This window comes from Brevibacillus nigriterrae (genome assembly GCF_049846925.1).
Lineage (GTDB): Bacteria > Bacillota > Bacilli > Brevibacillales > Brevibacillaceae > Brevibacillus_H.
In genome coordinates, this window is the sequence record NZ_JBNCMT010000012.1 from 13936 (window position 1) to 38634 (window position 24699).

At 44.3% G+C, this 24699-nt stretch carries 26 protein-coding genes, 1 pseudogene and 1 riboswitch; of the genes and pseudogenes, 6 read left to right on the forward strand and 21 right to left on the reverse strand.

Features of this window, described 5'->3' with window-relative positions:
* Positions 1 to 173: 173 nt before the first annotated feature.
* From ACPW7N_RS10800 to sigY, 3 genes are read right to left on the reverse strand one after another with little or no spacing between them, the layout of a single operon-like run.
* Positions 174 to 374, reverse strand: coding sequence for a sigmaY antisigma factor component (locus tag ACPW7N_RS10800; protein ID WP_425651091.1), 201 nt, complete (start codon positions 372 to 374; stop codon positions 174 to 176).
* 2 nt (positions 375 to 376) lie between these two features.
* The gene (locus ACPW7N_RS10805) at positions 377 to 685 is read right to left on the reverse strand and encodes a hypothetical protein (RefSeq protein WP_425651092.1); all 309 of its coding nucleotides are present in this window, start codon (positions 683 to 685) and stop codon (positions 377 to 379) included.
* Positions 682 to 1221: an RNA polymerase sigma factor SigY gene (gene sigY, locus ACPW7N_RS10810; protein WP_425651093.1), complete on the reverse strand. Its 540-nt coding sequence runs from the start codon at positions 1219 to 1221 to the stop codon at positions 682 to 684. Before sigY ends, ACPW7N_RS10805 begins: the two co-directional genes overlap by 4 nt.
* Before the next feature lie 167 nt (positions 1222 to 1388).
* On the opposite strand from sigY, the gene ACPW7N_RS10815 reads away from it, so the two are divergent.
* Positions 1389 to 2054, forward strand: coding sequence for an FMN-dependent NADH-azoreductase (locus tag ACPW7N_RS10815; protein ID WP_425651094.1), 666 nt, complete (start codon positions 1389 to 1391; stop codon positions 2052 to 2054).
* A gap of 50 nt (positions 2055 to 2104) precedes the next feature.
* Here ACPW7N_RS10815 and ACPW7N_RS10820 read toward each other — a convergent pair whose 3' ends face one another.
* From ACPW7N_RS10820 to ACPW7N_RS10835, 4 genes are all read right to left on the reverse strand, one after another.
* A complete protein-coding gene (locus ACPW7N_RS10820) occupies positions 2105 to 2248 on the reverse strand; it encodes a hypothetical protein (protein WP_425651095.1) in 144 nt (47 codons plus the stop codon).
* Positions 2249 to 2301: 53 nt separating this feature from the next.
* Positions 2302 to 4188, reverse strand: a complete 1887-nt coding sequence (locus tag ACPW7N_RS10825; protein WP_425651096.1) for a stalk domain-containing protein — start codon at positions 4186 to 4188, stop codon at positions 2302 to 2304.
* A 17-nt stretch (positions 4189 to 4205) separates the two neighbouring features.
* Positions 4206 to 5228: a S1C family serine protease gene (locus ACPW7N_RS10830; RefSeq protein WP_425651097.1), complete on the reverse strand. Its 1023-nt coding sequence runs from the start codon at positions 5226 to 5228 to the stop codon at positions 4206 to 4208.
* Positions 5229 to 5339: 111 nt separating this feature from the next.
* Positions 5340 to 5428: riboswitch (cyclic di-GMP riboswitch) on the reverse strand.
* A gap of 175 nt (positions 5429 to 5603) precedes the next feature.
* Positions 5604 to 6503 (reverse strand): DMT family transporter, encoded by a 900-nt coding sequence (locus ACPW7N_RS10835; RefSeq protein WP_425651098.1) that lies wholly within the window; start codon positions 6501 to 6503, stop codon positions 5604 to 5606.
* 138 nt (positions 6504 to 6641) lie between these two features.
* Here ACPW7N_RS10835 and ACPW7N_RS10840 point away from each other — a divergent pair, with 138 nt between their 5' ends.
* Positions 6642 to 8099, forward strand: coding sequence for an aminotransferase-like domain-containing protein (locus tag ACPW7N_RS10840; RefSeq protein WP_425651099.1), 1458 nt, complete (start codon positions 6642 to 6644; stop codon positions 8097 to 8099).
* Here the strand turns inward: ACPW7N_RS10840 and ACPW7N_RS10845 are convergent.
* From ACPW7N_RS10845 to ACPW7N_RS10875, 7 genes and pseudogenes are all read right to left on the reverse strand, one after another.
* Entirely contained in the window at positions 8096 to 8437 is a 342-nt protein-coding gene (locus ACPW7N_RS10845) for an antibiotic biosynthesis monooxygenase family protein (protein WP_425651100.1), read from the reverse strand. The genes ACPW7N_RS10840 and ACPW7N_RS10845 overlap by 4 nt on opposite strands.
* 24 nt (positions 8438 to 8461) lie before the next feature.
* Positions 8462 to 9378: pseudogene (locus ACPW7N_RS10850) on the reverse strand (DMT family transporter).
* The gene (locus tag ACPW7N_RS10855; RefSeq protein WP_425651101.1) at positions 9375 to 9767 is read right to left on the reverse strand and encodes a MerR family transcriptional regulator; all 393 of its coding nucleotides are present in this window, start codon (positions 9765 to 9767) and stop codon (positions 9375 to 9377) included. Before ACPW7N_RS10855 ends, ACPW7N_RS10850 begins: the two are co-directional and overlap by 4 nt.
* Before the next feature lie 262 nt (positions 9768 to 10029).
* On the reverse strand, positions 10030 to 10539 hold the full coding sequence (locus ACPW7N_RS10860) for a C40 family peptidase (RefSeq protein ID WP_425651102.1): 510 nt from the start codon (positions 10537 to 10539) through the stop codon (positions 10030 to 10032).
* A gap of 685 nt (positions 10540 to 11224) precedes the next feature.
* Complete coding sequence (locus ACPW7N_RS10865; protein ID WP_425651103.1) at positions 11225 to 11902, reverse strand: response regulator; 678 nt, start codon at positions 11900 to 11902, stop codon at positions 11225 to 11227.
* Positions 11902 to 14016: a sensor histidine kinase gene (locus ACPW7N_RS10870; RefSeq protein ID WP_425651104.1), complete on the reverse strand. Its 2115-nt coding sequence runs from the start codon at positions 14014 to 14016 to the stop codon at positions 11902 to 11904. Before ACPW7N_RS10870 ends, ACPW7N_RS10865 begins: the two co-directional genes overlap by 1 nt.
* 105 nt (positions 14017 to 14121) lie before the next feature.
* Positions 14122 to 14667 carry an HXXEE domain-containing protein gene (locus ACPW7N_RS10875; RefSeq protein ID WP_425651105.1) on the reverse strand — a complete coding sequence of 182 codons (546 nt, stop codon included), beginning with the start codon at positions 14665 to 14667 and terminating at the stop codon, positions 14122 to 14124.
* Positions 14668 to 14799: 132 nt separating this feature from the next.
* On the opposite strand from ACPW7N_RS10875, the gene ACPW7N_RS10880 reads away from it, so the two are divergent.
* Entirely contained in the window at positions 14800 to 15228 is a 429-nt protein-coding gene (locus tag ACPW7N_RS10880) for a hypothetical protein (RefSeq protein ID WP_425651106.1), read from the forward strand.
* Positions 15229 to 15297: 69 nt separating this feature from the next.
* Here ACPW7N_RS10880 and ACPW7N_RS10885 read toward each other — a convergent pair whose 3' ends face one another.
* The 4 genes from ACPW7N_RS10885 to ACPW7N_RS10900 all read right to left on the reverse strand — a co-directional run bounded on the left by ACPW7N_RS10885 (position 15298) and on the right by ACPW7N_RS10900 (position 18922).
* On the reverse strand, positions 15298 to 17043 hold the full coding sequence (locus ACPW7N_RS10885; RefSeq protein WP_425651107.1) for a copper resistance CopC/CopD family protein: 1746 nt from the start codon (positions 17041 to 17043) through the stop codon (positions 15298 to 15300).
* A gap of 107 nt (positions 17044 to 17150) precedes the next feature.
* Positions 17151 to 18209: a DUF4198 domain-containing protein gene (locus tag ACPW7N_RS10890; RefSeq protein WP_425651108.1), complete on the reverse strand. Its 1059-nt coding sequence runs from the start codon at positions 18207 to 18209 to the stop codon at positions 17151 to 17153.
* Positions 18210 to 18400: 191 nt separating this feature from the next.
* Positions 18401 to 18754 carry a GIY-YIG nuclease family protein gene (locus tag ACPW7N_RS10895; protein WP_425651109.1) on the reverse strand — a complete coding sequence of 118 codons (354 nt, stop codon included), beginning with the start codon at positions 18752 to 18754 and terminating at the stop codon, positions 18401 to 18403.
* A gap of 24 nt (positions 18755 to 18778) precedes the next feature.
* On the reverse strand, positions 18779 to 18922 hold the full coding sequence (locus ACPW7N_RS10900) for a hypothetical protein (protein WP_425651110.1): 144 nt from the start codon (positions 18920 to 18922) through the stop codon (positions 18779 to 18781).
* 151 nt (positions 18923 to 19073) lie between these two features.
* Here ACPW7N_RS10900 and ACPW7N_RS10905 point away from each other — a divergent pair, with 151 nt between their 5' ends.
* From ACPW7N_RS10905 to ACPW7N_RS10915, 3 genes are all read left to right on the forward strand, one after another.
* The gene (locus ACPW7N_RS10905) at positions 19074 to 19553 is read left to right on the forward strand and encodes a DUF6530 family protein (protein ID WP_425651111.1); all 480 of its coding nucleotides are present in this window, start codon (positions 19074 to 19076) and stop codon (positions 19551 to 19553) included.
* Positions 19554 to 19579: 26 nt separating this feature from the next.
* Entirely contained in the window at positions 19580 to 20698 is a 1119-nt protein-coding gene (locus ACPW7N_RS10910; RefSeq protein WP_425651112.1) for an AAA family ATPase, read from the forward strand.
* A gap of 74 nt (positions 20699 to 20772) precedes the next feature.
* Positions 20773 to 21792, forward strand: a complete 1020-nt coding sequence (locus ACPW7N_RS10915) for a vWA domain-containing protein (protein ID WP_425651113.1) — start codon at positions 20773 to 20775, stop codon at positions 21790 to 21792.
* A 49-nt stretch (positions 21793 to 21841) separates the two neighbouring features.
* Here the strand turns inward: ACPW7N_RS10915 and ACPW7N_RS10920 are convergent, their stop codons facing one another.
* The 3 genes from ACPW7N_RS10920 to cshA form a co-directional block, all read right to left on the reverse strand.
* Positions 21842 to 22216 (reverse strand): VOC family protein, encoded by a 375-nt coding sequence (locus ACPW7N_RS10920; RefSeq protein ID WP_425651114.1) that lies wholly within the window; start codon positions 22214 to 22216, stop codon positions 21842 to 21844.
* Positions 22217 to 22288: 72 nt separating this feature from the next.
* A complete protein-coding gene (locus ACPW7N_RS10925) occupies positions 22289 to 22918 on the reverse strand; it encodes a response regulator transcription factor (RefSeq protein ID WP_425651115.1) in 630 nt (209 codons plus the stop codon).
* A 159-nt stretch (positions 22919 to 23077) separates the two neighbouring features.
* Positions 23078 to 24580 (reverse strand): degradosome RNA helicase CshA, encoded by a 1503-nt coding sequence (cshA, locus tag ACPW7N_RS10930; RefSeq protein WP_425651116.1) that lies wholly within the window; start codon positions 24578 to 24580, stop codon positions 23078 to 23080.
* Positions 24581 to 24699: the final 119 nt, after the last annotated feature.

Below are 24699 nucleotides of genomic sequence, written 5' to 3' on the forward strand. Positions count from 1 at the left end.
AGAAAATTGTCTCGATTTTCCAACTAATCATAAATATAGTGGGTGAATTGTATTATTGCAATAATTTTTTGAATTTTTGTTATAATACAGTTTGGCATTCATCTCTGCTGCAAACAAAAAACCCTTGTCAGCAAGAAGTTTGGTTCTTCCTCATGACAAAGGTTATGTTCATTTTACTTCCTTTTTTTGCGAAAAACCCTCGTGACCAACAGGTAAATTAGCAATGAGCCTGGAGCATTTATTAATCCAAAAATGCCCCAGAACCAATAATACTTTTCGCCTCTTTTGCGGGCATCCTGAAACATAAACCATGCCTGAATGAATAACACAACAATCACTAGCGGTATGAGCCAAGGTTGGATTTCCTGATTCATGTTCATCCCTCCTTATATTCACGATATTTGACGTATGGTATTAGGACTAATGTAAAGATACCAAACAGGACAAGCTGAGAAGCGATCATGAATCTTGTTCCCAGGATGAAACTCCATAACGCGAGTGAGACAAGTATGATCAACGCCGAAAGACCAAAGGTGATGTTCTCATCTCGTTTCTTGGTTGCTTCTCGTATTTCCGTACCCTGTTCGATGATGCTGATAAAATTCAGTTCAAACGGAGGGTCTATATCATGCAGCTCATCCATTTTGGCAAGAGCCTGTTTTTCACGTTCGGTAAAATCAGTCATGGGAGCAGCCGTCTCCTTTCCAGTTCTGCCGTAATCCCTTTCATTGCCGCATGCAGTCTTGAGCGTACCGTTCCGATCGGGCAGTCCGCCATTTCTGCGATTTCCTCGTAAGAGAAGCCGTAGTAATGCTTCAGGATAAAAGCACTGCGCTTTTCATAGGAAAGCACTTGAAGTACATCAAGCAGCTCCTGATACTCTATATGAAGCAATGCTGTTTGCTCAGGAGTCGGGTCAGAGCTTTCCAGCGTGTCTTCCAGCGGTTCCTGTCCCTTTCGCTTCTGTTTGCGCAGTTCATCTCGAAACAGATTGGTGGCTATCGCAATCAACCACGTAGAGAACTTCTTTTCTGGCTGGACCTTTTCCATATGAACCACGGCACGTAAAAAGGTTTCCTGGACAATATCCTGTGCTTTTTCTATGCTACCGATCATTTTGATACAGTAATTGGATACGAATCGATAGTTCTGTGCAAAGAGCGTTTGAGTGGCACTGCGATTTCCTGCTTTGGCTGCTTCGATCAGTTGCCGTTCCTCCATATCCCCACTCCTTTCCGCAAAAATCATGCTCTCGATGCTCTATATCCAATGAAACGAATCCATTGCAAAAAAGTTCATCCTGGTTTTCATTCTGGAAACGATCCTACAGCATAGTTGCCAAAGCGATAACGAAACCTATAGTCGATAATCTTGAAAGGGATGATCAAATGGCAACTGTTCTCTATATTACAGCACATCCGAATGACGAAACTGCTTCTTACAGTATGGCAGTCGGTAAAGCATTTATCGAAGAGTATCGGGCATCGAATCCAAATAATCAGGTCGTCCATCTGGATTTGTATAAGATCAATATCCCACAAATTGACGCTGATGTCTTTAGCGGATGGGGTAAGCTCCGCTCCGGTGAATCGTTTGAAAAGCTTTCCGCAGATGAGAAAACCAAAATCAGCAGATTAAATGAGCTGGTTGATCAATTTGTGGCTGCGGACAAATATGTCTTTGTCACGCCAATGTGGAACTTCTCTTACCCGCCGATTATGAAAGCATATATTGATGCGGTGTGCGTTGCAGGCAAGACTTTCAAATATACAGAATCAGGACCTGTAGGGCTTTTGGGAGATAAAATTGCCCTCCACATTCAAGCACGTGGTGGTGTTTACTCGGAAGGTCCTGCCGCTCAAATGGAGATGGGGCATCGCCACATTGGTGCCATTATGAGTTTCTTCGGTATCACGAAGTTTGAAGGCCTGTTCGTGGAAGGTCATAACCAGTTCCCGGACCGTGCCGGACAAATTAAAGAAGAAGCGATTGCAAAAGCAAAGGCAATGGCGAAGAATTTTACTGCTGCTGGGTTGCAGACAGCGGGAAAATAAATCTGTAAAAAAACCCCCTTATCCGGTTTGGGTAAGGGGGTTCACTGAAATTATTGCAATCCTTTTGGCGCCTGGCTAAAGCCTTGGACAGGTTTGGATTCATTTTGCTGTCTGGCGTTCTGACCTGAATGATGGGCGTCACCACCATGCTTGGCCCCGTATTTGTCTGCTTTGCCTTTGATCTGCTTGTGCATTTTTGATTCGCCTCCTTCGCCTTTGGCTAAGAGGTAGTCTGTGACGAAACCGATTATTTTATAAACTTGAACGAATCAAGCGCTTTTTGTACTCGCTCCAGATTGGCTTTGGAACGGTTTTCTTCGTTTATGCTGATATCAAAAGCGTAGGAATTGCCACCTTTGCTAAAAATATAAGTGATCGTATACACCATATATCCATTGTATCTTGCTTTGTATTCATACCTTTTTACATTAACCCCAAATTTTGTCTCTGATTTTGAGTCGATCATTGTAAATGATGGTATTTGTAATTTTTTTTGTTCAAATACCTTTTCAACTGTTTTGGAGAACATATCATAGGAAATAGGCAGAACGGCAAATTCAAAATCTCCACCTGCAAATCGGTAACTTAGATTGCCTTCCTCACCAGACTTTTCCTTCCAGTATTCAGGAATCTCAATCGAATAATTAAATTCGTCACTCTTGATGGTTATTGTTTTGGTCTTGTCGTACATGTCCTCATCCTGGATGAAACCAAGAGCCGGATTCATTTTTGCTGGATCGATCTTCAAGGATTGTTGAACCGTACGAATCAAAGCATCAATCTCTGCTTTATTAGCATCTCGATAATATCCGATTTCAATATAATATTTGTACTTACCTTTGAAGAAGAAGAAGTCATGTTCATTGTACCATCGATCCCCATCTGCCATTTCATAATCACGTTCTTTGGCAGGTACGCCAGCGATAGTTGTATCTTTTATTTCCTTGCCAACTTCCAAATACTCTTCAACAAAAGCATCTCGATATTTTTCCTCATGGCGTTTGATCCACTCGTCCAAAGTATCATTTTCGGTTATGGAGGTTGTTTTAATTTTTACTACTTGTGTACCGTCTTCATTTTGGAAGAAATGATAATCTACTAGATCATTTTTTTCCCATTTTGCTGGGATTTTGACAGTCAATCCATAGTTCTCATCAATATAAGTTCGGTAATTATCCTTTACACCAGAAATATCTTTAACAGTTTTATCATTTTTGTCAAAAGAAGCTGTGAAACTGTCCAACAAATCTTTATAAGCACGGTATTTCAATGGATTTTTAAAGTTATCCTCTTTGTTTACGGTAAGCATGATATAGAAAATTCGATCTTTATTCTGATAGGCACGGTGTTCTGTGATTGAATCCCCATGTTCTTTGGTTACGGCCCTTGCATACTGCAGGTTGCCTTCTTTCACGAACCCTTTAGAGAGAATGGTACCTTCCATACCCTCAAGTAGCACCTTCACCAATCCGTCATTTGAGTAGTTCTCTGGCTGTTCTTCATCAATGAAAATACGAAGCTCATACTCGTCCTTCGCATCCTTGAAGCTGACCCAATCTCCTTTAAAGCTTTGGTCATTCTTCACAAGACCTGACGGATATCTCATGGTCCAACCAATGTAGCTATCGCCAATTTTCGTTTTTCCTACATCTTCATTAAAGCCGTTCCCAGGAGTAGTGGCAGTTGCGCTGTTCCCCGTTAACACGATTTCTTTCGTATTTTGGTCATAGGAAACCGTTGCGCCCAATGTTTCAGCTACGAATTTCAATGGAACCATCAATGTGTTGTTTTTCATTTGCGGTGCAACAGGAAGTGTTACTTCTTTCCCGTTCACTTTTGCCTTGTTGCTGCCAGCCTTGAACTGGATCGATTTGCTTCCATAAGCCAGTCCGACTGTTTGTGTCTTGGAGTCAAAGGAGAGTGTTGCTCCAAATGCTTTGGTGATGACACTGAGCGGAACCATTGCTAGCCCGTTTTGTACATAGGGTGTTTCTACAGTTGATTGAACCCCATTGATTGTTACTGAATTACTGCCCGTTTTTATTTTAATGGTTACGGAATCAGCCGATGCAAGTCCACCAGTAAGCGAAAATACGAGCAGTAGACTCACCATCGATAATAAAAATTTCTTCATTTCTCGCTCCCCCATTTTTATTTATTAAACTCTGCAAAAGTAACCGTTCGCTGGACAAGATCACCATTTGATTGAACCATCAAAACGGCTTTTTTTCCCGGAAGGTACTTTTTCAGTTGTTCATTAAAATCAACCAATGTGGTGATGTTGATTTTGTCGATGGAATAAACCAGATCACCCGGTTTTAATCCAGCTTGATCTGCTGGAGAACCCGGTTCTACCGAGCTGACCGTAAGCGGTTCATTGGTTGGCAAACCAACTACTGCTGCCCAGCTCTCTTCCAGTTCCGCTCCCAGGTACGCTCTTTTCACTTTTCCATAGGTAAAGAAATGGGAAAGGACGTAGTTTACGGTATCGGATGGAATGGCGAAGCTAAGGTTATCAATACCGACTGACACATATTTGAGCGAATTGATGCCAACGACTTCCCCTTTTAAATTAACAAGTGGGCCTCCACTATTACCCGGGTTAATCGCAGCATCTGTTTGAAGCAAACGATAGGTAGAAAAAGCAGAGCGATCCACTCCACTGACCACCCCAACAGTAGCGGAGTTGCGCAGAGTAAATGAAATCGGCGTTCCGATGGCTACAACTGTCTCGCCAACTTGTACATTCAATTTGGGCGCCAAGGTCGCTGTCGGTAGAGCTTTGGCGTTTATTTTGACAAGAGCCAAATCGCTTTCTTCATCAATATGAGTGGCTTGTCCAGGATATTGCGTACCATTGGCCGTTACTACGATAATTTGCTTCATCTCTTTTACCACGTGAGCATTGGTAACAATCCAGCCATCCGCCTTAATAATGACGCCTGTGCCGTGCATCAGGTTAAATCGGTCTTTCGTTTGCGGAATACCATCTTCTTCGGGCTTTCCGATGATGGCTACCACGCTTGGAGAGATTTTTTTGATTACATCTGTGACACTGTACACAACAGGTTTGCTCGCATTGGTAGAGCCTGCTGCTGCAACAGGTTGAACGATTGCCAAGATCAGAATCAAGAGGATGAATGGAATAAGACGACTGTTTTTCTCTCCCGCCATACGGTTCCTTCTTTCTACTATTTATTGGTTTCGAAGGGAATCGAGCATAAAAAAAGAAGACTATACACCTATAGCCTTCACCATCTACCTCTTTGTTACATCAGTAAAGTAAACGGCAACCCGGCTATCTTAGTCCGATGAGAACCTTAGATCCGTAGCTTTGCGTCCATACCTTTCGGATATGTTTGCCCTGTTCGATAACTTCGAAATATTTCAATGAATAGTAACAAAATTAACAACATTTCACAGTGACACTTATCACTTTTATGTCGATTACATTCGAAAAAAGGCTGAATATGTAAAATATTCGTGAACAATGATTCGCCTTTCTCGAGGCAACATTAACAATTAAGTCAAAAAGCCTATGCAGGCAGGTTAACCTACAGAGGCTTTTTGACTTGGAGTTGCTATTTTCACAGGCGCATTCTTTCCCCTCGCAACTGCCGAAATTACAATCATTGCAGCAACGACCGAGACCCATGTGATTGTTTCACCCAGAATGATCGCCGAACCAACGATTGTGAAAAACGGTTGCAGATACTGTGTCTGACTTACCCTTGCCACCCCTCCGAGAGCTAAGCCACGATACCAGGCAAAGAATCCGACAAACTGACTAATGATACTGACATATCCAAAACTGATCCAAACGTCCATGGGAGCCTGCCATAGGTTAGCAGGTAACTGGACGGCTACCGGAATAAGCAGGAACGGGCATGCAATGACTAGTGCCCAACTGATGACCTGCCAGCCCCCCATCGTTCGGGCTAATTTACCGCCTTCTGCATAACCGATTGCGGCTGCCACTACCGCACCTGCCAAGGCTAGATCAGCCAATTGGAGATGACCCACACCCGAATAGACGGCATAAGCCAGTACAGCCAAGCTTCCTACGACACTTGCCAGCCAGAAGCTGCGAGATGGCCTCTCACCTGCAAAAAAAGTGGCTGCACCTGCTGTCGCCAATGGCAGGAGTGCCAGTACAATCGCTCCATGCGTAGCCGGAACTCGTTGCATTGCCCAGGCAGACAACAAGGGAAATCCGACAATGACGCCTAGCGATACGATGCCTAAGCTTTTTAGCTCTTTTGCGGAAGGAATCCTCTCTCGTCGGATCAAGAGAAGAATCGCAGCAAGAATGGCAGCGATAATCGCTCTGCCTAAGCCAACAACAATCGGGTCAAAAAAGGAGACTGCTATTTTGGTCGTGGGCAATGTCAGGCTAAATCCAATTACACCGAGTAACCCGTAGATCATTCCTTTTGTTTCATTGCTCATGTGAGCCATTCTTCTCCACTTCCCTATCATCCATTGGTTATCTTATATGGTAAAGTGAAAGAGTATCTATGTCTCCAACCAATTGGCTCATCTCGTAACCAGCCAATTTTGATTTAAAGTGGAAGTGAGGCCAAACCAATGCAGTGGAAACCGGATAAATCAGCGAATGAACCGATTTATAAACAAATTGCCCGTTTTTATGAAGAGCAAATTATGTGCGGTGAGCTTGCTCCTGGTGCTCTCTTGCCAACGGAACGAGAGCTTGCAGGAGCCCTTCAGGTGAACCGCAGCACAGTCACGGCTGCCTATGAAGAATTGCGTGCAACCGGCCTGATCACTTCCGCTCAGGGCAGTGGAACGTGGGTTACTCATCACCACTGGGGTGTTGCGCCTCGCAATATTCCAAATTGGCAGCATTACACGAGTGGTGGGACATTCCTGCCTGCATTGCCTTTAGTCAAACAGGTGCGAGAAGCTGCCATGGACCGCTCCATTATTAATTTAGCAAAAGCGGAGCTGGCCCCATCACTGATGCCTGCATCCATTTTGGAGGGTCTGCTTCGAGAAGAAACTTCTTTAGTATCGCTCAACTATTTGCATCCAAAAGGAGACCCTGATCTCAGGGAAGCGATTTCTCTTCATCTGAAAAAACACTTTTCTATCTCAATCACACCTGAAGAAATTATGGTTACATCAGGCGCACAGCAAGCCCTTCATATCATTACCCAATGCTTGCTGAACCCTGGCGATGCCATTGCGATGGAATGCCCCTCGTACACCTATTCCTTGCCCTTGTTTGTTTCAGCAGGACTTCGGCTTCACCGTCTGCCTGTTGATCAGGAGGGCCTCAAACCCGATGAAATTGTTGCGTTGTACAAAAAACACAGGATTCGCATGATCTTCACCAACCCGACCTACCACAATCCAACCGGGACAACACTCTCTTTATCCCGTCGCAAGGAATTGCTGCGAATCTGTGAGGAACTGCGTATCCCCATTGTTGAGGATGATGCATTCGGTACCATTACACTGAATCACAGCGAAATTCCTCCTGTTCCACTCAAAGCAATCGACCAGAAGAATGGCTCCGTCATCTATATCGGCTCGCTGTCCAAAACCGTATCTCCCGGTCTGCGCATTGGCTGGATTGCAGGCCCAAAAACCGTCATTGAGAGGCTGTCTGATGCCAAGCAGCAGATGGACTATGGAACCAGCTCCATTGCCCAGCGATTGCTCTTTGCTTATCTGGCAAAAGGACACTGGGAAAAGCAAACGTTGCAAATCAGAGGCCATTTGACCAGAAGGCGTGATACCACACTCCATGCGCTGTCCAAGCATCTGTCAGACAAAGCGATCTGGAACCAGCCCGAAGGAAGTTATCATATCTGGTGTCAACTCCATCAGCCGATTCCTGATGAGCTCCTGCTTGCCCGAGGGATTCAGGGAGGCGTCCTGTTTACGCCGGGCAGCGTGTTTGGTGCTGAATCAGGGTTTGTTCGACTCACTTACTCCTGGGCGGATGAGCAGTTGATCGAAGAAGGGATTTGTCGCTTACGCCGGGCGATTGAATTGCACAATAATAAAACCGATTCCTAAAGAATCGGTTTTTGAAGTCTATCATTCTCTCGTTCCACTTTACAGACTCGTGTAATAAAGTTTTGATACCACTCAGCTTTGCCTTTTGCTTGTGCGACTCGATGTTCAGCGTTGTCTTTCCACGCCTTGATCGCTTCTTCTGACTCCCAGTAAGAGACGGTGATCCCGAAGCCGGAAGCATCTCGAACACTCTCAACACCGAGAAACCCTGGTTGTTGTTTCGCCAACTCTACCATGCGGTCTCCCATTTCGCTATACCCGTTGTCGCCTTCCGAACGGACCGACGAAAAGATGACCGCATAATACGGCGGATTTGGCGTATTGGCAAATGGACTCATGCATATCCCCCTCCTTTGTTCTATTTAGTTCTGCTCCTTGGCTGCAAACTCCTTGTAAAAATGAGAAAATTGCTTCACACTCAAGCTGATTAAAACCCCGCCAATTACTGTGACGGCTCCTGCAAGCTGAATCAACGTGATCTCCTGGCCCAAAACCATGGAGCCAAGCATAGCAACGATGGGAACGAGGTTAAAAAAGATGGCTGTTTGGTTGGCACCAATCACAGCGATTGCCTGATTCCACCACAGATACCCTAGCACACTGGTGCATACTGCCATAAACAAAATGCCTCCCCAGACCTGCAGAGGGATCTCTACCATCGGCACCTGATGAGTCGAAAAGTGGCAACCCCAATCAACAACAACGCCCCTACGACCATGGTGTACGTAGTTGTTTCCAGTGACGAACTGTTATGTATGTAGCGCTTTCCGAGAACACCATACAAGGCCCAACACAGATTGCCGAGAAAAATGATCGCATCGCCGAGAGAAAACTCGAAGTGAGAAATAACTTCCCAGGAACCTTGCGTGATTACTAGAAAAACACCTGCAAACGACAGACACGACCCTATGATTTGGTTCCCTCTAACAGGGGAGCGAAGAATGCTGGCGGCTAACAGCATGGTAACAATCGGATTGGTCGCCATGATCAGGGCGCCGTTCACGGGAGACGTATATTTCATCCCCATAAAAAACAACGTGTTGAACCCGAAAACCCCTAAAACTCCCAGCAGTACATACATCCACCCGTTTGTTCTCCACGTTTGCCTGTCAAATCCGCTTTTTCGCAGAACCAGCAACAGAATCGCCGCAGCCAAGGCAAATCTCCATCCTGCTGCCGCGGTTGGTGTAAAATAGCTGACCGTATATGCCGCTATATGAAAGGTTACGCCCGTAAATACAGGAAATGCCAATAATTTAAACAATAATGATGGACTCATTTCTCTTGGCTCCCTTCAAGTAACGTATCATAGGCAGCCAGTTTTTCCCGGGTCATCCCGATAATCTGCTCCAACTGGCGAAACTGATCTTCCAGAGTCGCCAGGTGTTTATTTAAAATATTACGACGTGCCTTGATAATCTCTGCAACTTCAGGAATTTCTCTCTCCAGAATGCACCCTTCCTTGACGAACTCCTTCATATCATCGAGTGACATTCCCGTTTGTTTCAAACTCAAAATGAATTGGAGAAAACGCAAATCCGTTTCTGTATAGATTCGGTTTTTTCCATGTCTTCGTTTTGCAGGTGGCAATAACCCGATTTTTTCATAATAGCGGATCGTATGTGCCTCGATCCTCGCTTGTTGGACCATTTCTGTTATGGTGTACATGAATTTCACCTCTTTTTGTCAGTACACGTATCGTACTACTTAAAGTTAACTTTAAGTCAAGGTTTAATATGCTCCCCTTTAACGTCGATCAGTCCATACGTGCTGTCCCGATAAGCAAGGATCTGCTACTCCCCCCTTGCTATCCTGTTTCTATGTAACAATTTGCAAAAACAAAAAGTTCAATTTTCACGTAAAAAAAGCTAGCACCCCTATCATCAGGGTACTAGCTTCTTATTACCTGTTTATATTTCTGAATATTCTGTTATTTCGTAAAACGAGCCGCTGCTTCATAATGGTCGTCCCACCAACCATCTGCCATGCTGCTGTATCTTACTCCGCCCTTCCCATATGTATGGAGGACTTTATTGTTACCTGCATAGATTCCTACGTGACCGATTCGCTCAATCGTGCCCTTGGCGTACTTCATGGTAGCACCTGTGGAGAAGAATACGAGATCGCCTACACGCAATTCACTGCGCTTGATACGAGTTCCCTTTTTGTATTGTGAACGAGCGCCACCTTTGCCAAGGTCAATGTTCACACCCTCTTTATAAGCCCACATTGTGAATTCGGAACAGTCCATTGTCGATTTGGTATAACGACTGGATGCGTATTTATAAGGAGTACCGAGGTACTTCTCACCCGCTTTAATTACCTGTTTGCCTTGCGTTATGGTTAGAGCAGAAGCTTGTCCCGGTTCACCAATCGCCACCATGGATGTACTCAATAAGACGGCAAGTGTTGTTTTCAGAAGCCAATTTCTCTTCGTCATTTCTTTCCCTCCTGTTCGTTGGATGAATTTGTTTGAAAGCACTTGGGCTTAATTCCATCCTAAAGCAGGAAAAGCGGGGTGATAAGGGTAAAAGATTTTCCAATTGGGTTTTTAGGGGAAACGTCCTATTTTTTTGCGAATCGTCTTACCCCACTGCCCCAAATGATAGTAGGGCCAAAAGTCCTGACTTATCTGGCATATATCGGGTGACAGTTGGTAAAGATTTCAGCAGAATTGCCAAATGGTAGTAAAAAACCTCTAACTCCATTCGGTTAGAGGTGAGTAGCTCTTATTTAGGTAAAGCAATTTTATCATTTTTTTCTGTTCCTTGTTCAAGTGTAATCATCGTTAGGCAATAAGGGCAAACCCAATCTCCCTTATTTGAGCTGCTGTAGGACTTATGGTTGCAGTTAGAACATTTCTTGATAAACAACATGCTACCTCCCGAAAAATCAATTCGTCTGCTTCGTCACACATTCGCTACATTCTGCTAACGGAAATTCACTTTTGTAAAATGCTGTCTTGTAAATACTTTTGGCTGACTCAGGCTTAATCAGTTGCTGACACTTAATACAGTACACAAGCATTGTCGGAACTTTCATCGAAAATGAAACACCTCACAAGGTTACAAGTATCCTCAGAAATCAATGTAGCAAATTAATCCAAAAAAAGAACCTAACCAAAGTTAGGTTTTTGAAAAATGTTTGCCCATTTTCTTTTCAGCAGTTGCCAACAACCCTAACTGCCTCGCTTGCAGGATGGCTTGTGTCCGGTTGCGCACCCGCAATTTACCAAATAACTGATTATTGTATCCTTTCACTGTACCTACGGAGATATGGAAATGAGCGGCAATTTCCTGATTAGTAAATCCAATCTCAATCAGAGAAAGAATCTCCATTTCTCGCTTCGTCAACGGCTCTATGAACGGCTGTGCTGGAGCTGCATGCGAACTCTCCTCATCTTGTATACCAACCACCTGATCTGGTTGATTTAGACTTTGGTAACGGCGAAGTTTAGCCTTGACCCGGTGAATCAGCACCTCGGGATCAAACGGCTTGGTCACATAATCATCAGCTCCAAGCTGTAACCCGGCAATAATATCCTGCGTGTCCATTTTGCAGCTCATAAAGATAATGGGGATATTTGACTTTGCCCTAATTTTCATACAAACTTCAAATCCATCCATATCGGGCAAGAGAATATCAAGAAGAAGCAAATCAGGCTGAATAGTCTCTTGGCAGTGAAGCGCTTCACTCCCACTTCCCGCTTCGAAAACCTGAAACTTTTCTTTCAACAAGTATAAGCGTACGAGTTCACGAATATCTGGATCATCCTCAACAATCAAAACCTTGGCCTCTGTCACTACGATACCTCCTTACCATCGGTTATCGACACGAATTGGACGGGCAGGGTAAAACGAAAAGTACTTCCTTCTCCCTCTTTACTGATTGCCTCAATAGTTCCCCCATGACATTGTACGATTTCCTTTGAAATAGCAAGCCCGAGTCCTACACCGTCACTGCCAAGCTTACGGGAGCCTGTTCCTTTGTAAAATCGGTCAAAAATAAACTTCATTTCCTCTTCAGCGATCCCTATCCCATTGTCCTGAACACCTATGATCACTTCTCCATTCGTGGCAGTATTCGTCTGAACATCAAACAACAACCGAATCGTGCCTCCACCAGGCGTAAATTTGGAAGCATTCATGACTAAATTCGTGACTACCTGCTCAATTCGTATCGGATCTATCTTGACGACTGGAACCATATTATTTATAGAAGAAATCGTACGTTGCAGTTCAAATCGAAAGCCTTTCTTTTCAATTTCAACTGCATTTTTCTCGTAGAGCTGCTCCACGAATTCCTCCAGCAATACCTCTCGAAAATGAAAGCTGATTTGGCCTGACTCCAGTTTTGTCAGCTCGTACAGATCCCGAATGATTCGCTGCAGGATGACCGTCTTGGCATGGATCAGTTGCAGATACTTTGGATCATCCCTGGGAACCACTTCGTCAAGCATCGCCTTGAGATACCCCTGGATCGAGGTTAATGGTGTACCCAGCTCATGTGAAATATTACTTAAAAGTCTCCGACGCGACTCTTCCATCGTAGACAGGTCCCGGTTCACCTTTTCCAGATAGTAATTCATCTTCTCCAGTTGCTCCGTTCGAATTTTCACCTTTTCTTCCAGTGAAGTATTCAGCCGTGCCAAATCATTGGACAAGAGTTCAACATGAGCGAATGACCGTGAAAAAAAGTAGGATAGATTGATCATTTGCGTAAGCAGGAATATCAAGAGGCCAAAAGGGACCAGATTCTCAAACCATCCCACATTCTGATAGTAAAGCGTATCATTCAAAACAGTGAGAAAAAAGACGATAATCCCGATCCCGTTCAAAATGGAGCCTTTTCTTCTGCGAATGGCTGCGAGGATATAAATCCAGATGATCGATACCATACTTAAAAGAATAATCAGTTGCAACAGTGTTAATGCCTTGGTAAAGACGATTGGTTTTGTGAAGATAACCATGAGGCAAAAGAGTGCAGCAATGCCCAGATAAAACCGCTTAAACAACTCGTTTGACTCTTTCGGATACTGATTGAATACAAAGAGAAGGAGAGACGTGATCCCCAGAATCGAGGTGAGATACTCCAATTTCACAGCGAGATCCCAAGGGATTCCGGGAAAGATCCGCAATAACATCGTTTGCCCGAGTAACAGTGTGCGCAATCCGATACTCATGCAGAGTAGTCCAAAATAGAGTGGGGATTTTTCCTTTCTTCTTAAAACGAACAGACCCAAATGGTAGATTCCCATGATGAAGAGGCTTCCTGCAAGAAACATCTCGACGGTAATGCTTTTCTCACGTTGAAACAAAATATCTTCTGCCAAACCAAATTGGATGGGCTGCCACAGCCCACCTTTCCTCTGAACAAAGTTGGATACTTGAATGACAATTTCAATGGTGTTGGATTCAGACGAAAAAACAAAAGCCTTGGGGTAGTTCATCGCAACCATCTCAGAAGCGCTCACTCCGGTTGTACCGTTCCCACCCCTCCACTCTCCATCGATCCACACCTGGTAAGAGGTTGCAACACTAGGCATATACAAAGCAAACACCGTTCTATCAGCAAAGCCGTTGCGCTTGATTTGCAGCCTATATGTACCATACCCTTCATTGCTGAACGTCTGCTTGTTTGACTTCAATGCACTCCACTCGGATGGAACCTTGACGTAATTCTTCCAACCATCCAAGGGTTCCCGTTCAAAATCACTGGGTGCAAGTAACTGATTCCAATAAAACTCCCACTCCCCATCCAAAGCAATCAGTTGATGATCGGCCAAACTCTCAGGCCCAATCTCAAATACGCCATTGCTTGCAAGATTGGATGCCTTCTTCTCGGAAGCTGAAGCTACACTGGAAATCGTAAATATCAGCAGGGTCAAAACCAAAAATGCCAGGCGTAACAGCTTCATCCCATTTACCCCTATTTTTTCAAATAATTACAGGAAAATTCCAATTGGAGACATTATTCTGTAACTATCCATCACTTTCCTTTGTACCCGTTTGGAATCGCACATTTATTTTGCGGGAAGAAGCTTTTTGCCGATCACAAGGCCGATGAAGATAACAGGTACAAGGATGGCGCTAACGAGCAAACTGTTGCCAATCAGATTCCAATCTATCTGCTCCTGCAAAAGCCGATGATAGGTGTAAAGTGCGTAGGGCAGAAGCAGGAGGACTGCTGTAACCACTCCGGGTACATATCCACGGACGATGATTGCTTGGCCTACGTGGGTAAACACATTGGCAAAGAGGACATTAAGAGCAGCAACAAAAATAAGGAAATTGCCTCCTTGTGCTAACGAATGTGTCGTGTAGAGGACGATACAGGACAGCAAGAAAAAAATCCAGGCAACCCCTACAGAAAACTGGGCAGTTGAGGTGTTTTCCATCTTGTCCTTGATTGATAGCAAACGAGCTGGGACCACCTTATTCAGCTTACCTTTGTTGCGTTTAATCCAATATTCCACCAATATGATCTCTTCAAAATCATGAAGCATAAACACCACGAGAAATAACCAGATAAGTGTCTCGATAGGAATGGTATGTTGCAAAAAATCCATCTTTACTCTCCCCCTCTTAGTTACCTGATTCAAAGGCATTTGCTATTTGGATGTTTGCCCCTAGGCATTGGCACAAGCGATTTTTCAATATTTACCTATCTTGTAGTATGACATAAAGTGAGGTGATATTTCATGACATTTCCATTTCCTCCCGGTGGGGGCGGTGGATTCCCCGGTGGCGGAGGATACCCTGGTGGTGGTGGTTACCCTGGTGGTGGTGGTTACCCCGGTGGCGGCGGTTACCCTGGTGGCGGCGGTTACCCCGGTGGCGGTGGGCCAGGCGGGCCAGGCTCGATTGCACCTCCTCCACAAGGACCTCCCCCACTTAGCCGTACGCCACAAGCACCACGACAGCAACCAGGTTTGTATGCAGTAGATCCAGGAGCGATGCGCCCTTGCCTGTTTCGTTATGTTTATGTATGGTTGCGTAACGGCAGATCATTCTGGTTCTATCCGGTTTATATTGGCCGTACCTCTGCTGCAGGGTATCGTTGGAACGGCTTCTCTTGGACATATTATGGGCTTGATTTGAACCGAGTTTCTTCTTTTGAATGCTTTTAATGTTCGTCCGATAGGAACCTGCTTATCAAAATGCAGAAAAGGCCGTTCAATCATGAACGACCTTTTTCTCTACATAGGCGGAGCAGTGGTTGCGAGCAACCCTGCCAACAGGAAAATTCCGATTACCGCTGCCAGTTCTGTTCGCAGACACCAGATCAGAGAGCCAATTGATCTCTCTTCTCCCACTGTATCCATTTTGGCGGTTGCGGATGGCAATATACCAAAACGAACAACACTCGCAATCAAGAGAGCTGCGACAAATACGGCGATTTTCCATAGAAGGATATTCCCATAGGAGGTATGGAGCAACTCATCTATGGAATGCAGCTTGAAAGAACTAAGGATAAGCCCCGTTGTGATCATCAGAACAACGGATGTCAGGGCCGCTTTAGAAAATTGCTTTGCTATGACTGGCAGATGCTGTGTCCGAGTATTTTTGGACAGGGAAAGGTAGACAAGTCCGATTAATCCGCCTGACCAAACAATAGCAGCTCCAAAATGAACCAGATGAACTAACAGGGGGATACCCCAGAACATGTCTACGGTCATCTGGTGGCCTGTCAAAGGAAACGGAATGATGATCCCGATAAACAGAATTCCCCTCAACCATAGATTGGAGGATTTTGCAACCTGTCGGTACGTTAGCCAAATGAATCCGAGCATAGCGAGCAGACGGATGAGAATAGCTGCACCAATCATGGATGAAGTGATGAGCGAGAAGATCATGGTTCCGACCCGATTTGTGAGAGAACCTAGCTGTTCAGCCAGAAGTACAATTTGAGTTCCATCTAATACTAGAAATAGAATGATAGCGAGAGAGAATACGATACGCTCCAGTTGCACGAACGGTCTCATCGTCTCCTGAATAGCCTTCATAAAGCCTGACCACAGTCGAAGAAACAACAGACTTCCTACACTCACAGCTACAAGGATTTGCACCACTCGTAACCAGCCATGTGAGTGGCTGTGCTGGTGATCCTGATGATTCTGGTGATCCTGATGATTCATCTGCTGATGATCGTGTGCAAGTTCATGACTTCCAGAGTGATCATGTGCTGGAGGCGGCGTCATTGATGGTGCAGTGACTGTCTTCTCCATAGTTTCTGAACTTGTTGTTTGCTGTTGTGGCAGTGCGGCAGATAGTGGCTTCGAGCTAGTTACCTGATCTTGATTAGTTGATGGCTTTTCTTGATCGGGTTGATTTGGTGCATTCACGGTTGAACTCAAAGTTGAATTCATTGTTAGACCCTTGGTTGGATTCTTGCCATTCACTGGATTCACTTGCTTGACAACAGTTGCTGCTGTGCTTGGGTTGCTTACGGTTTTCGTTGGTTGCGCAGGTTGTTTGGATTGCGTGGGCTGCTCTTGCTGTTGCTGTTGAACAGGTGCCTGTGCAGCGGGTGCAGTGTCATCGAGCGAAACCGTTTCAGTCGGGCGTAATTGTGCAAGTTCCATGCCTACGGCAAAACGGAACGACCCTTCTGTCACATGTGAATCATCGGAAAGCACTTGCCAATCTACCGTATACACATCTTTCGGCAAGGGAGCGACACTAAGGATCAGCCATTCGCCATCCTTGCCAGACTGCTTGCCGCTCACTACATTTCCTAGCGAGTCTTTCAATATCACTTTACTGATATCGGTATTGATTTTTTCAGAAAATTGCAGTCGAATTTCTTGTGGCGTTTGGTTCATTCCTGATTCTTGCTGTGGAGTTGAGCTTGTCAGGTAAGCATGAGCCGATACATCTGATGGCATCCACGCCAGGCCGATTAATGCAACGAAACAGAAAATGACAAACATTCTTTTCAACATATCTTTACTCCCTTCTTGTTGTAATCAATGAGCGATCAGGAGATGACAACCTTGTAAATTCTTAACAAGGTCGCCATTTGATTGGCGACCTGTCCAGATGAAACCATTTATTTGGTTGTTTTGTTAATCAGAATGGCTGGTTGAAGGGAACCTACTGGAGCGAGGTATTCTACTGTTGCACCAAGCGATTCCGCCGTAGCTTTTAATTCTACCTGCCCATTGCCTTTAAAGGACGGATCAATGGCTGTCGTGATAAATGAAGCCGGAACAAGTGCTTTTCCGTTAGAAAGAGTAAGACCTTGCACTGGAGTCAGCTTGCCATTTACATATACGTAAGGCACAGACGCAGCAGTTGCCGGAAGGATTTGGCCTTTTCCATTTTGCACGGTAAAGGTCATCGTTGCTTCATAGTTTGTGCTGTCATATTGCCCTGCCACTTTCTCATCAGTAGCTGGTTTTGTTCTCATCAGATAGTAATCAGCCGGACCTGTTGCAAAGCTGATTTTGCCGTTCGCATCTGTTTTTAGAACCTGTGCATTAGAGTTGCTGCGGCGAATGATGGAAATCTCCGAATCTGCCAACGGCTTGCCTTTGAGGAATAATTGCACCTCTACTTTTTGTCCCGGAGTGACTGCAACCGGATTGAAAAGCGGTACCAGCTCCGCTCGATCAGGACTTACCTGTTTGCTAAAGCCTTTGAGATATTTCACACGCTCTGTTGTAGCAACATCACTCACAGCTACAAACGATTTGGCACTTCTCAGTGTTCGGCTAGCTGCTTCACCATGTTTGAAAATGCTGTCCCCTTCCACAGTGACGATGTATGCACCAGGAGAGGAAGATGAGAAAGAAGCAATATAGGAATTGTTGACTCCTGGATTTTCCGCACCTGTCTCACCTGTGTAGAACAAGGTACTGGTTATTTCTGTTTTCACACCAGATGGCGAAGATACAAAAACTTTGGAAGTTGGAGTACTCCATTTCCCTTCGATCCGGTAACTTTTATGTTCATTGGAATGGTTTCCTAAGAGAAGCTCAACGTAGGATACTTCACCAGATGAGACGATTGGTGAATTGGTTTGGGCCCAACCATCATGGGCGAAAACCGGAACGGCTAATGAAAATGTCAAAGCAAGGCCTGTTAACAATGATGCAATTTTCTTCACAAAGATGCTCCCCCTTTGGAGTTGACCGGAATGTTTTGGACGTGTTTGCAAAGGTAATTGTATCACCGGGGGCCAATTTTCATATGACTCGACTGGGCTATCTTTACCTGTAAAACTGCTGTTTGGAGTAGATAATATGACACAAGGTGATCGCCGCTGTTACATTGAATACGCTTTTTGTCTGACTATGGTTATTTCTTTTTTTCCTGATTATATCCGCACTCTCCGTACGGTTGGAGCTTGTCGAGCCATTTTTGTTCCATTTTCTTCAGCGCATCCCTTTCATCAAAATATCCGTCTTCCTTCTTTTTCAAAACCTCCAACACTTCGGAGACGAATGCCTCTTCTCCGTACTCATTCCATTCCCTTTGTAGCTGCTTGTTTATATGCGAGCCCATTCTGAGACTGAACAGCTTTCCGTTAATCGTCTTGAGGTTGCGAGTGCTGCTGATCCAGACTTTTTGGTTTTGGGTGTTTTTGATCTGATACACCCCTGCATGGGTTTTCGATTCTTTATACACCTGTTTCAATTCTTCTCTATTCATGGTTTCTCCCTCACTTTTCACTGGCTACGCCTGTAGCCTATATTCGCTTCCGTCAGGCTTTCGATCAAAAGCCATTCGATCCAAAAAACCGTAATCGTCCTCATCCTGCGTGTTCCCAGACTTCAGTTCTTCCATCGACGCATTCCAAAACAGCTCCATGATATTCATTGTATAAACAACTCAACATTAAGTTTAGTTAAATTATAAACATATCAGTTAATTGTTTGTCAATATTTCTTGACTAACGATGAAATCGAAGATAAACTGAGGCAGTAAATTAGTAAATCAGTAATTTAGTAAATTGAAAGAGGGGAAGAAAATGAAAATACCTACTACCCTGAAACATAAGCCTGTTGTCGTGTCGGAAAACTATGAGCGCGTTGACGGCCGATTAGCCAGGAACACAGATGCAAAAGGTCTTTCTCTAGGATTGGCCCAGTGGAACGATAGAGGAAAGGTCGATATTTCTGCCAAGGTATGGAGATACACGGGAGAAAAATGGTCAAGGCAATCGGAGGAACTTCCTCTCCATCGTGTTCTTGATTTGTCCATTCTGATTTGCCGGTCTTTGGCACATTTTCGCGAAGCATACAGATATGAGCATTTTTATGACCCACAGAAGCCCGTCATCGACCGGGTTGGCCTGCAAGGGGATGCAATGACCGTAGCGATTTGTACGGATAATGAGAAAATTAATGAGGATATTAAGCTTTTCAGCCAAGCTCTGAGCGACGATGATGAGATGATCAGCGAACGTCTGCGCACATTATCAAAAATTTTAAAGGATATGGGATTTTGATTATGACAGATCGGAGGAGAAATGTGATGAATGAATATGGAGAGTATTATTTGTCACCTGAAAGACAGCTGACTGATGCAGAAAAAAAACTTGTTTGGAAAAAGCCATTAACTCATAAGGTCAGTGAAGAAGAAGGGCGCATTAGTAAAGAAATAAAGCGCAACTGGAAACGCGGGGAAATGAAAATTGCCAATATTTTGTTGGAAGGTGACGCCGGTTCTGGTAAAACGCAACTAGCAAAAGCATTATCGGCTAATTTCGGTCTTCCCTATACGAAAGTGACTTGTTTTGCCGATATGGATAAATCGGATATTATTGGCGCTATTTTGCCGGTGATTTCTTCAGAACGTTTAGCAAAAATGGAGCCTGCTGAGCAAACAGCATTGAAAGCATTATATGAAAGCGATGGGTTTCAAAGCATAACTGAAATTTTGATGGACGCACTGGGGATTACACAGGAACAGGCTGCAATAAAGATGAAGCAATTACTGAAGCTCGCAGCGAAAAACACCGATGGCGAAGCGGTTGAGTACCGATTTTACCCGTCGGAGATCGTCAGAGCCTATCAAAAAGGCTATCTTCTGGAAATCCAAGAACCAAACGTTATTCGTGACGCTGCTGTGTTAATGGCATTAAATTCTGCCTTGGAGCTGGATGGAAGCATCAATCTTCCCACCGAGATCATGCGCAGGCACCCGGACTTCATAGCGGTTATCACGACAAACCGCAGTTATGCGGGAACCAGACCGTTAAACGAAGCGCTGCGCGACAGGGTTCAGCATACGGAAAAGATGGACCTGCCGACCAAAGAAGTCATGATAGAACGTGTAATAGCCAAAACCGGTTTTCAAGATGAAAAGGTGTTGGATATTTTAGCCGATATCATTATGATTTTGGACAAAACAGCCCGGGCCAATGCGATCAAGGGCGTGGCTGGAATGCGTTCATTTCTCTACTGTGCAGATGCGATTGCCGAAGGAGCTTCCGCAAAAGAATCCCTTTATCATAAGGTCATCTACAAGATAACAACCGATTCGGAAGAAATTAAACTTTTGGAAGAAGCACTAAACAATCATGGTTTGATTGCCAGCTTAGAAGAAGCCCAGATTGAACTAAAAAAAAAAGAAAATCTGACGATGCCATAGAGATCAGGACATGGGGAGATATTGGCGACACTAGTTTTGACCAAGATAACAATATAGAGGAAAAGGGAATCGCATTGAAAAAATCTGCCGATAGTGATGAAAGCTCTTCCCGTGTCTCTGATGATTCTACCCAAATGGAAAGTTCAGGTTTGGGGGAAAATGGCTCTCCCAAATATCATCAGGCAAATCCTGAATCAATGTCAGAGGAAGCGAAACAAAAGGAACGAAATTTCCGTAAAAAAATGAATCAAGACGCAAGAGAGGTAATTTCCCATTCTATTCATAAAAAAGTAAAGCTCATTGTTCACCGTCCAGACTACGATCCGGAAAACCAACAGGAATATATACACTTAAGTATGGGACTCATGCCTATCGTGCAAGAGATTGCCAGAAAGACACTTCCGTACTTGGAACATGAGGTGTCTTCCGACTTTTCGCGGAATCGTTACTATGGCAGCAAATTTCAAGCAGACAGTGTTGCTTACAAGGATTACAGGTATTTTGCCCAGAAACGTCCACCATCTGAATCCCCTTCTCTTGTGGTTGGTCTAAGGGTTGATGAATCCGCATCTATGTCAGCCTTCGGGAGATTAGAAGCAGCAAAACGAGCAGTAATTGCGGTATATGAATATTGTCAACTTTGTAATATTCCCATTTTGATCTACGGCGATACTGCGGATGTTTCCAAGATGGAGCAAATGTCCATCTTTGCCTATGCCGACTCTGATAAAATGGATGCCAATGACCGCTTCAGGTTAATGAAGATTCGTGCCAGAAGTAATAATCGCGATGGAATGGCTCTTAGAATTATGGCGGAACGGTTAGCTGTTTCCCCCCAAAAGACAAAACTGTTGATTAGCATAAGTGACGGACAACCTAAAGCAATGGATGACTATACCGGAAGTTATGCTATTAAAGATATGCAACAGACAATACAGGAATATGAACGGAAAGGAATTACTTTTCTTGCAGCCGCAATAGGTCAAGACAAGGATGTGATTAGTAAAATCTATGGGAGTGAAAGATTTTTGGATATTACAAATTTACATGAGTTCCCTGCAAAGTTAGTTCGGATTATCGCTCGGTATTTGTAATTTAACATAAAACGGTCATGACACCCATTGCAAAAAAGCAAATCGCAGCCTATCGATCCAGCCACTCCAAAAATTCCATGCGATTCCCAAACGGATCATCCAAATAGAAGCGAGTAGCCCCTTCCAGCCGCTCATCATCCAGATAAGTGATACCCTGTTGGTTCAAATGCTCTCGGAGTCCATCGAGATTTTTTACCTCAAAAGCCGGATGTGCTTTTTTGGCAGGCAGAAAATTGTCTTCCACACCAATATGGACATGATGGGAACCACACAGAAACCAAACCCCGCCGTTTTTTAGAAGCTCGCTCGGTTTCGGTATTTCAGGCCAGCCTAGCACTCCATGAAAAAAAGCGCGAGCCTGATCCTCACTTCCTTTTGGCGCTGCCAGTTGTATGTGATCAATTCCCAGAAAGTCAAATGACATAGCAATTCCTCCCTGTCTCATAGCTTTTTATAGTTTCATCAGACGAAACTGCGTATTGTATAACAGAACACCTTACTCTTCATTGTATATACGTTTTGAATTGGTTACAATAGTGAATCCCTTGTTCGTGACAGTTTTGATAGAGATGGTTCCATTCGTTGATCTGCCTAATTTTTTCCGCAAGTTGTAGATATGTACATCGATCACTTTGCTGTCTACGCTTATTTCACAGTCCCATAATGCTTGCAGCATTTGCTCACGGGTTAACAAGCTGTTCTTATGTTTGATGAGAAGCTGCAAAATGCTGTGCTCCATCCTGGTTAACTGGTGTTGAATGGAGTTTTCCAGCCATTCAAGTATTCCTTCTCTACGTTTTAAAATGGCACGTATTCTTGCTGCTACTTCCCTGACCGAACAGGGTTTCACCTGATAGTCATCCACTCCATTGGCATAGGACTGCAGCATATCCTGCTCATTTCGAATCGAGGTCAACACGAGTATCGCGGTGTATGGATACTGCTTGCGATATGTCGCTACCAGTGGAAAAGAGCTCATTGCTACATTGTCGATAATAATGAACTGAATGTCAGCATCCTCTGGCACTTCTTTTTCCCTGTACAAATCGATGCAAAACGCTGCAAACTGGTTGCGGAGATTGGTAAAGTAATCCACGCTTCCCAATACGTATATTCCTTTTTTCATGGACTACCTCCGCTTCCTTTATTAGTTCGAGTTTACGAGATATTCGTTAACGCTGTTTTAAGAATTGATATATATTTTGCTTAATTTTCCTGAATAATTGGTTGAACTACAAAAAAGACCTGCCTCCCCATTGGGAAAGCAGGTCTTTATTCTGTTTATTTATACACGGGCAAATGGTTTGCGAGCCGGGCGTTGTTGTTGTTTATCCCCGCGCTCTCCACGCTCTCTGCGGTCGCCTCGTTCAAAACGATCGCCACGATTATGATCGCCACTTCGTTTTCCTTTTGGGTTAAACGGTTTTCGGTCGTTCCGGAATTTGGAGAATGGCTTGCTTTGTTTCACACGTAATGGACGCTCTTCAGTCAAGTTAACCGGTGTCGTATCTGGTTCTTTGGTCAGCATCTTCAAAGCTGCAGAAACCAGTGTTACGGAATCCGTTTCTTCCAATAGTTCTTCCGCAATCGTATGGTAATCATTCAGCTTTCCTTCATTAATAATGTCAAGAAGCTTCTCAATCACGATGCGTTGTTGGCCTTCAATCGCTTCCGCCATAGTAGGAATCGGTTTGCGCTCCATTCTGCGATTGGTAATCCGCTCGATGGTTTTGAGGTGCTCCATCTCTCGTGGAGTAACAAATGTGATGGCCAAGCCTGTTTTACCCGCACGGCCTGTACGTCCGATCCGGTGAACGTAGCTTTCCGGGTCTTGTGGAATATCGAAGTTATATACGTGTGTAACTCCGCTGATATCCAGACCCCTTGCCGCTACATCCGTAGCAACAAGAACTTCAATCAAACCATCCTTGAATCGGCGGATCACGCTGTCACGCTTCGCTTGATTCAAGTCTCCATGAATCCCCTCAGCCGAGAATCCACGTTTGCTCAGTGCTTCTGACAACTCATCCACTCTTCGTTTGGTGCGGCCGAATACAATCGCCAACTCAGGAGAATGAATGTCCAGCAAGCGGCTAAGAACGTCGAACTTTTGCTTTTCTGGAAGTTCCATGTATTGCTGTGAAATGTTTGGAATGGTTAATTCTTTTGCTTTCACGGCGATCACTTTTGGTTCATCCATGAATTTTACAGCAAGCTCTTGGATTTGCTTCGGCATCGTTGCAGAAAACAACAATGTTTGGCGCTCATCCGGAACTTGCTCAAGGATTGTCTTGATGTCGTCAATAAAACCCATGTTTAACATTTCATCTGCTTCATCAAGTACAACCATAGAAATTGCATGCATGCGAATTGTTTTCCGACGCATGTGGTCCATGAATCGACCTGGAGTTGCTACGATGATTTGCGGTCTATTTTTTAGCGCTTTGATTTGTCGAGTAATATCTTGACCACCGTAAATAGGTAGTGCACGAATACCCTTGTATTGCCCGATCTTGTTTAATTCTTCTGCTACTTGGACAGCCAACTCACGTGTCGGTGCAAGTACAAGCCCTTGTACAAACTCGGCGTTCACAGATAATTTCTCTACAAGGGGAATCCCAAAGGCTGCCGTCTTCCCTGTACCAGTTTGGGCTTGCCCAATTACATCTTTCCCTTCTAAACAAGTTGGGATCGTCTGAGCTTGAACAGGGGTCGCCTCTTCAAAGCCCATTTCATTAATGGCACGATTTACTGCTTGGCTTAGGCCAAAATCCGAAAAAGTTGTCAATGCTAGTCAGTCTCCTTTAATTCTTAAATGTACACTCTATACTTAAAATGGCTTAAAAAGTAGGCAGTATTCCTTCTTCACGGAATCTGCCCTCTTTGCTCGTTCGTGTATAATGGATT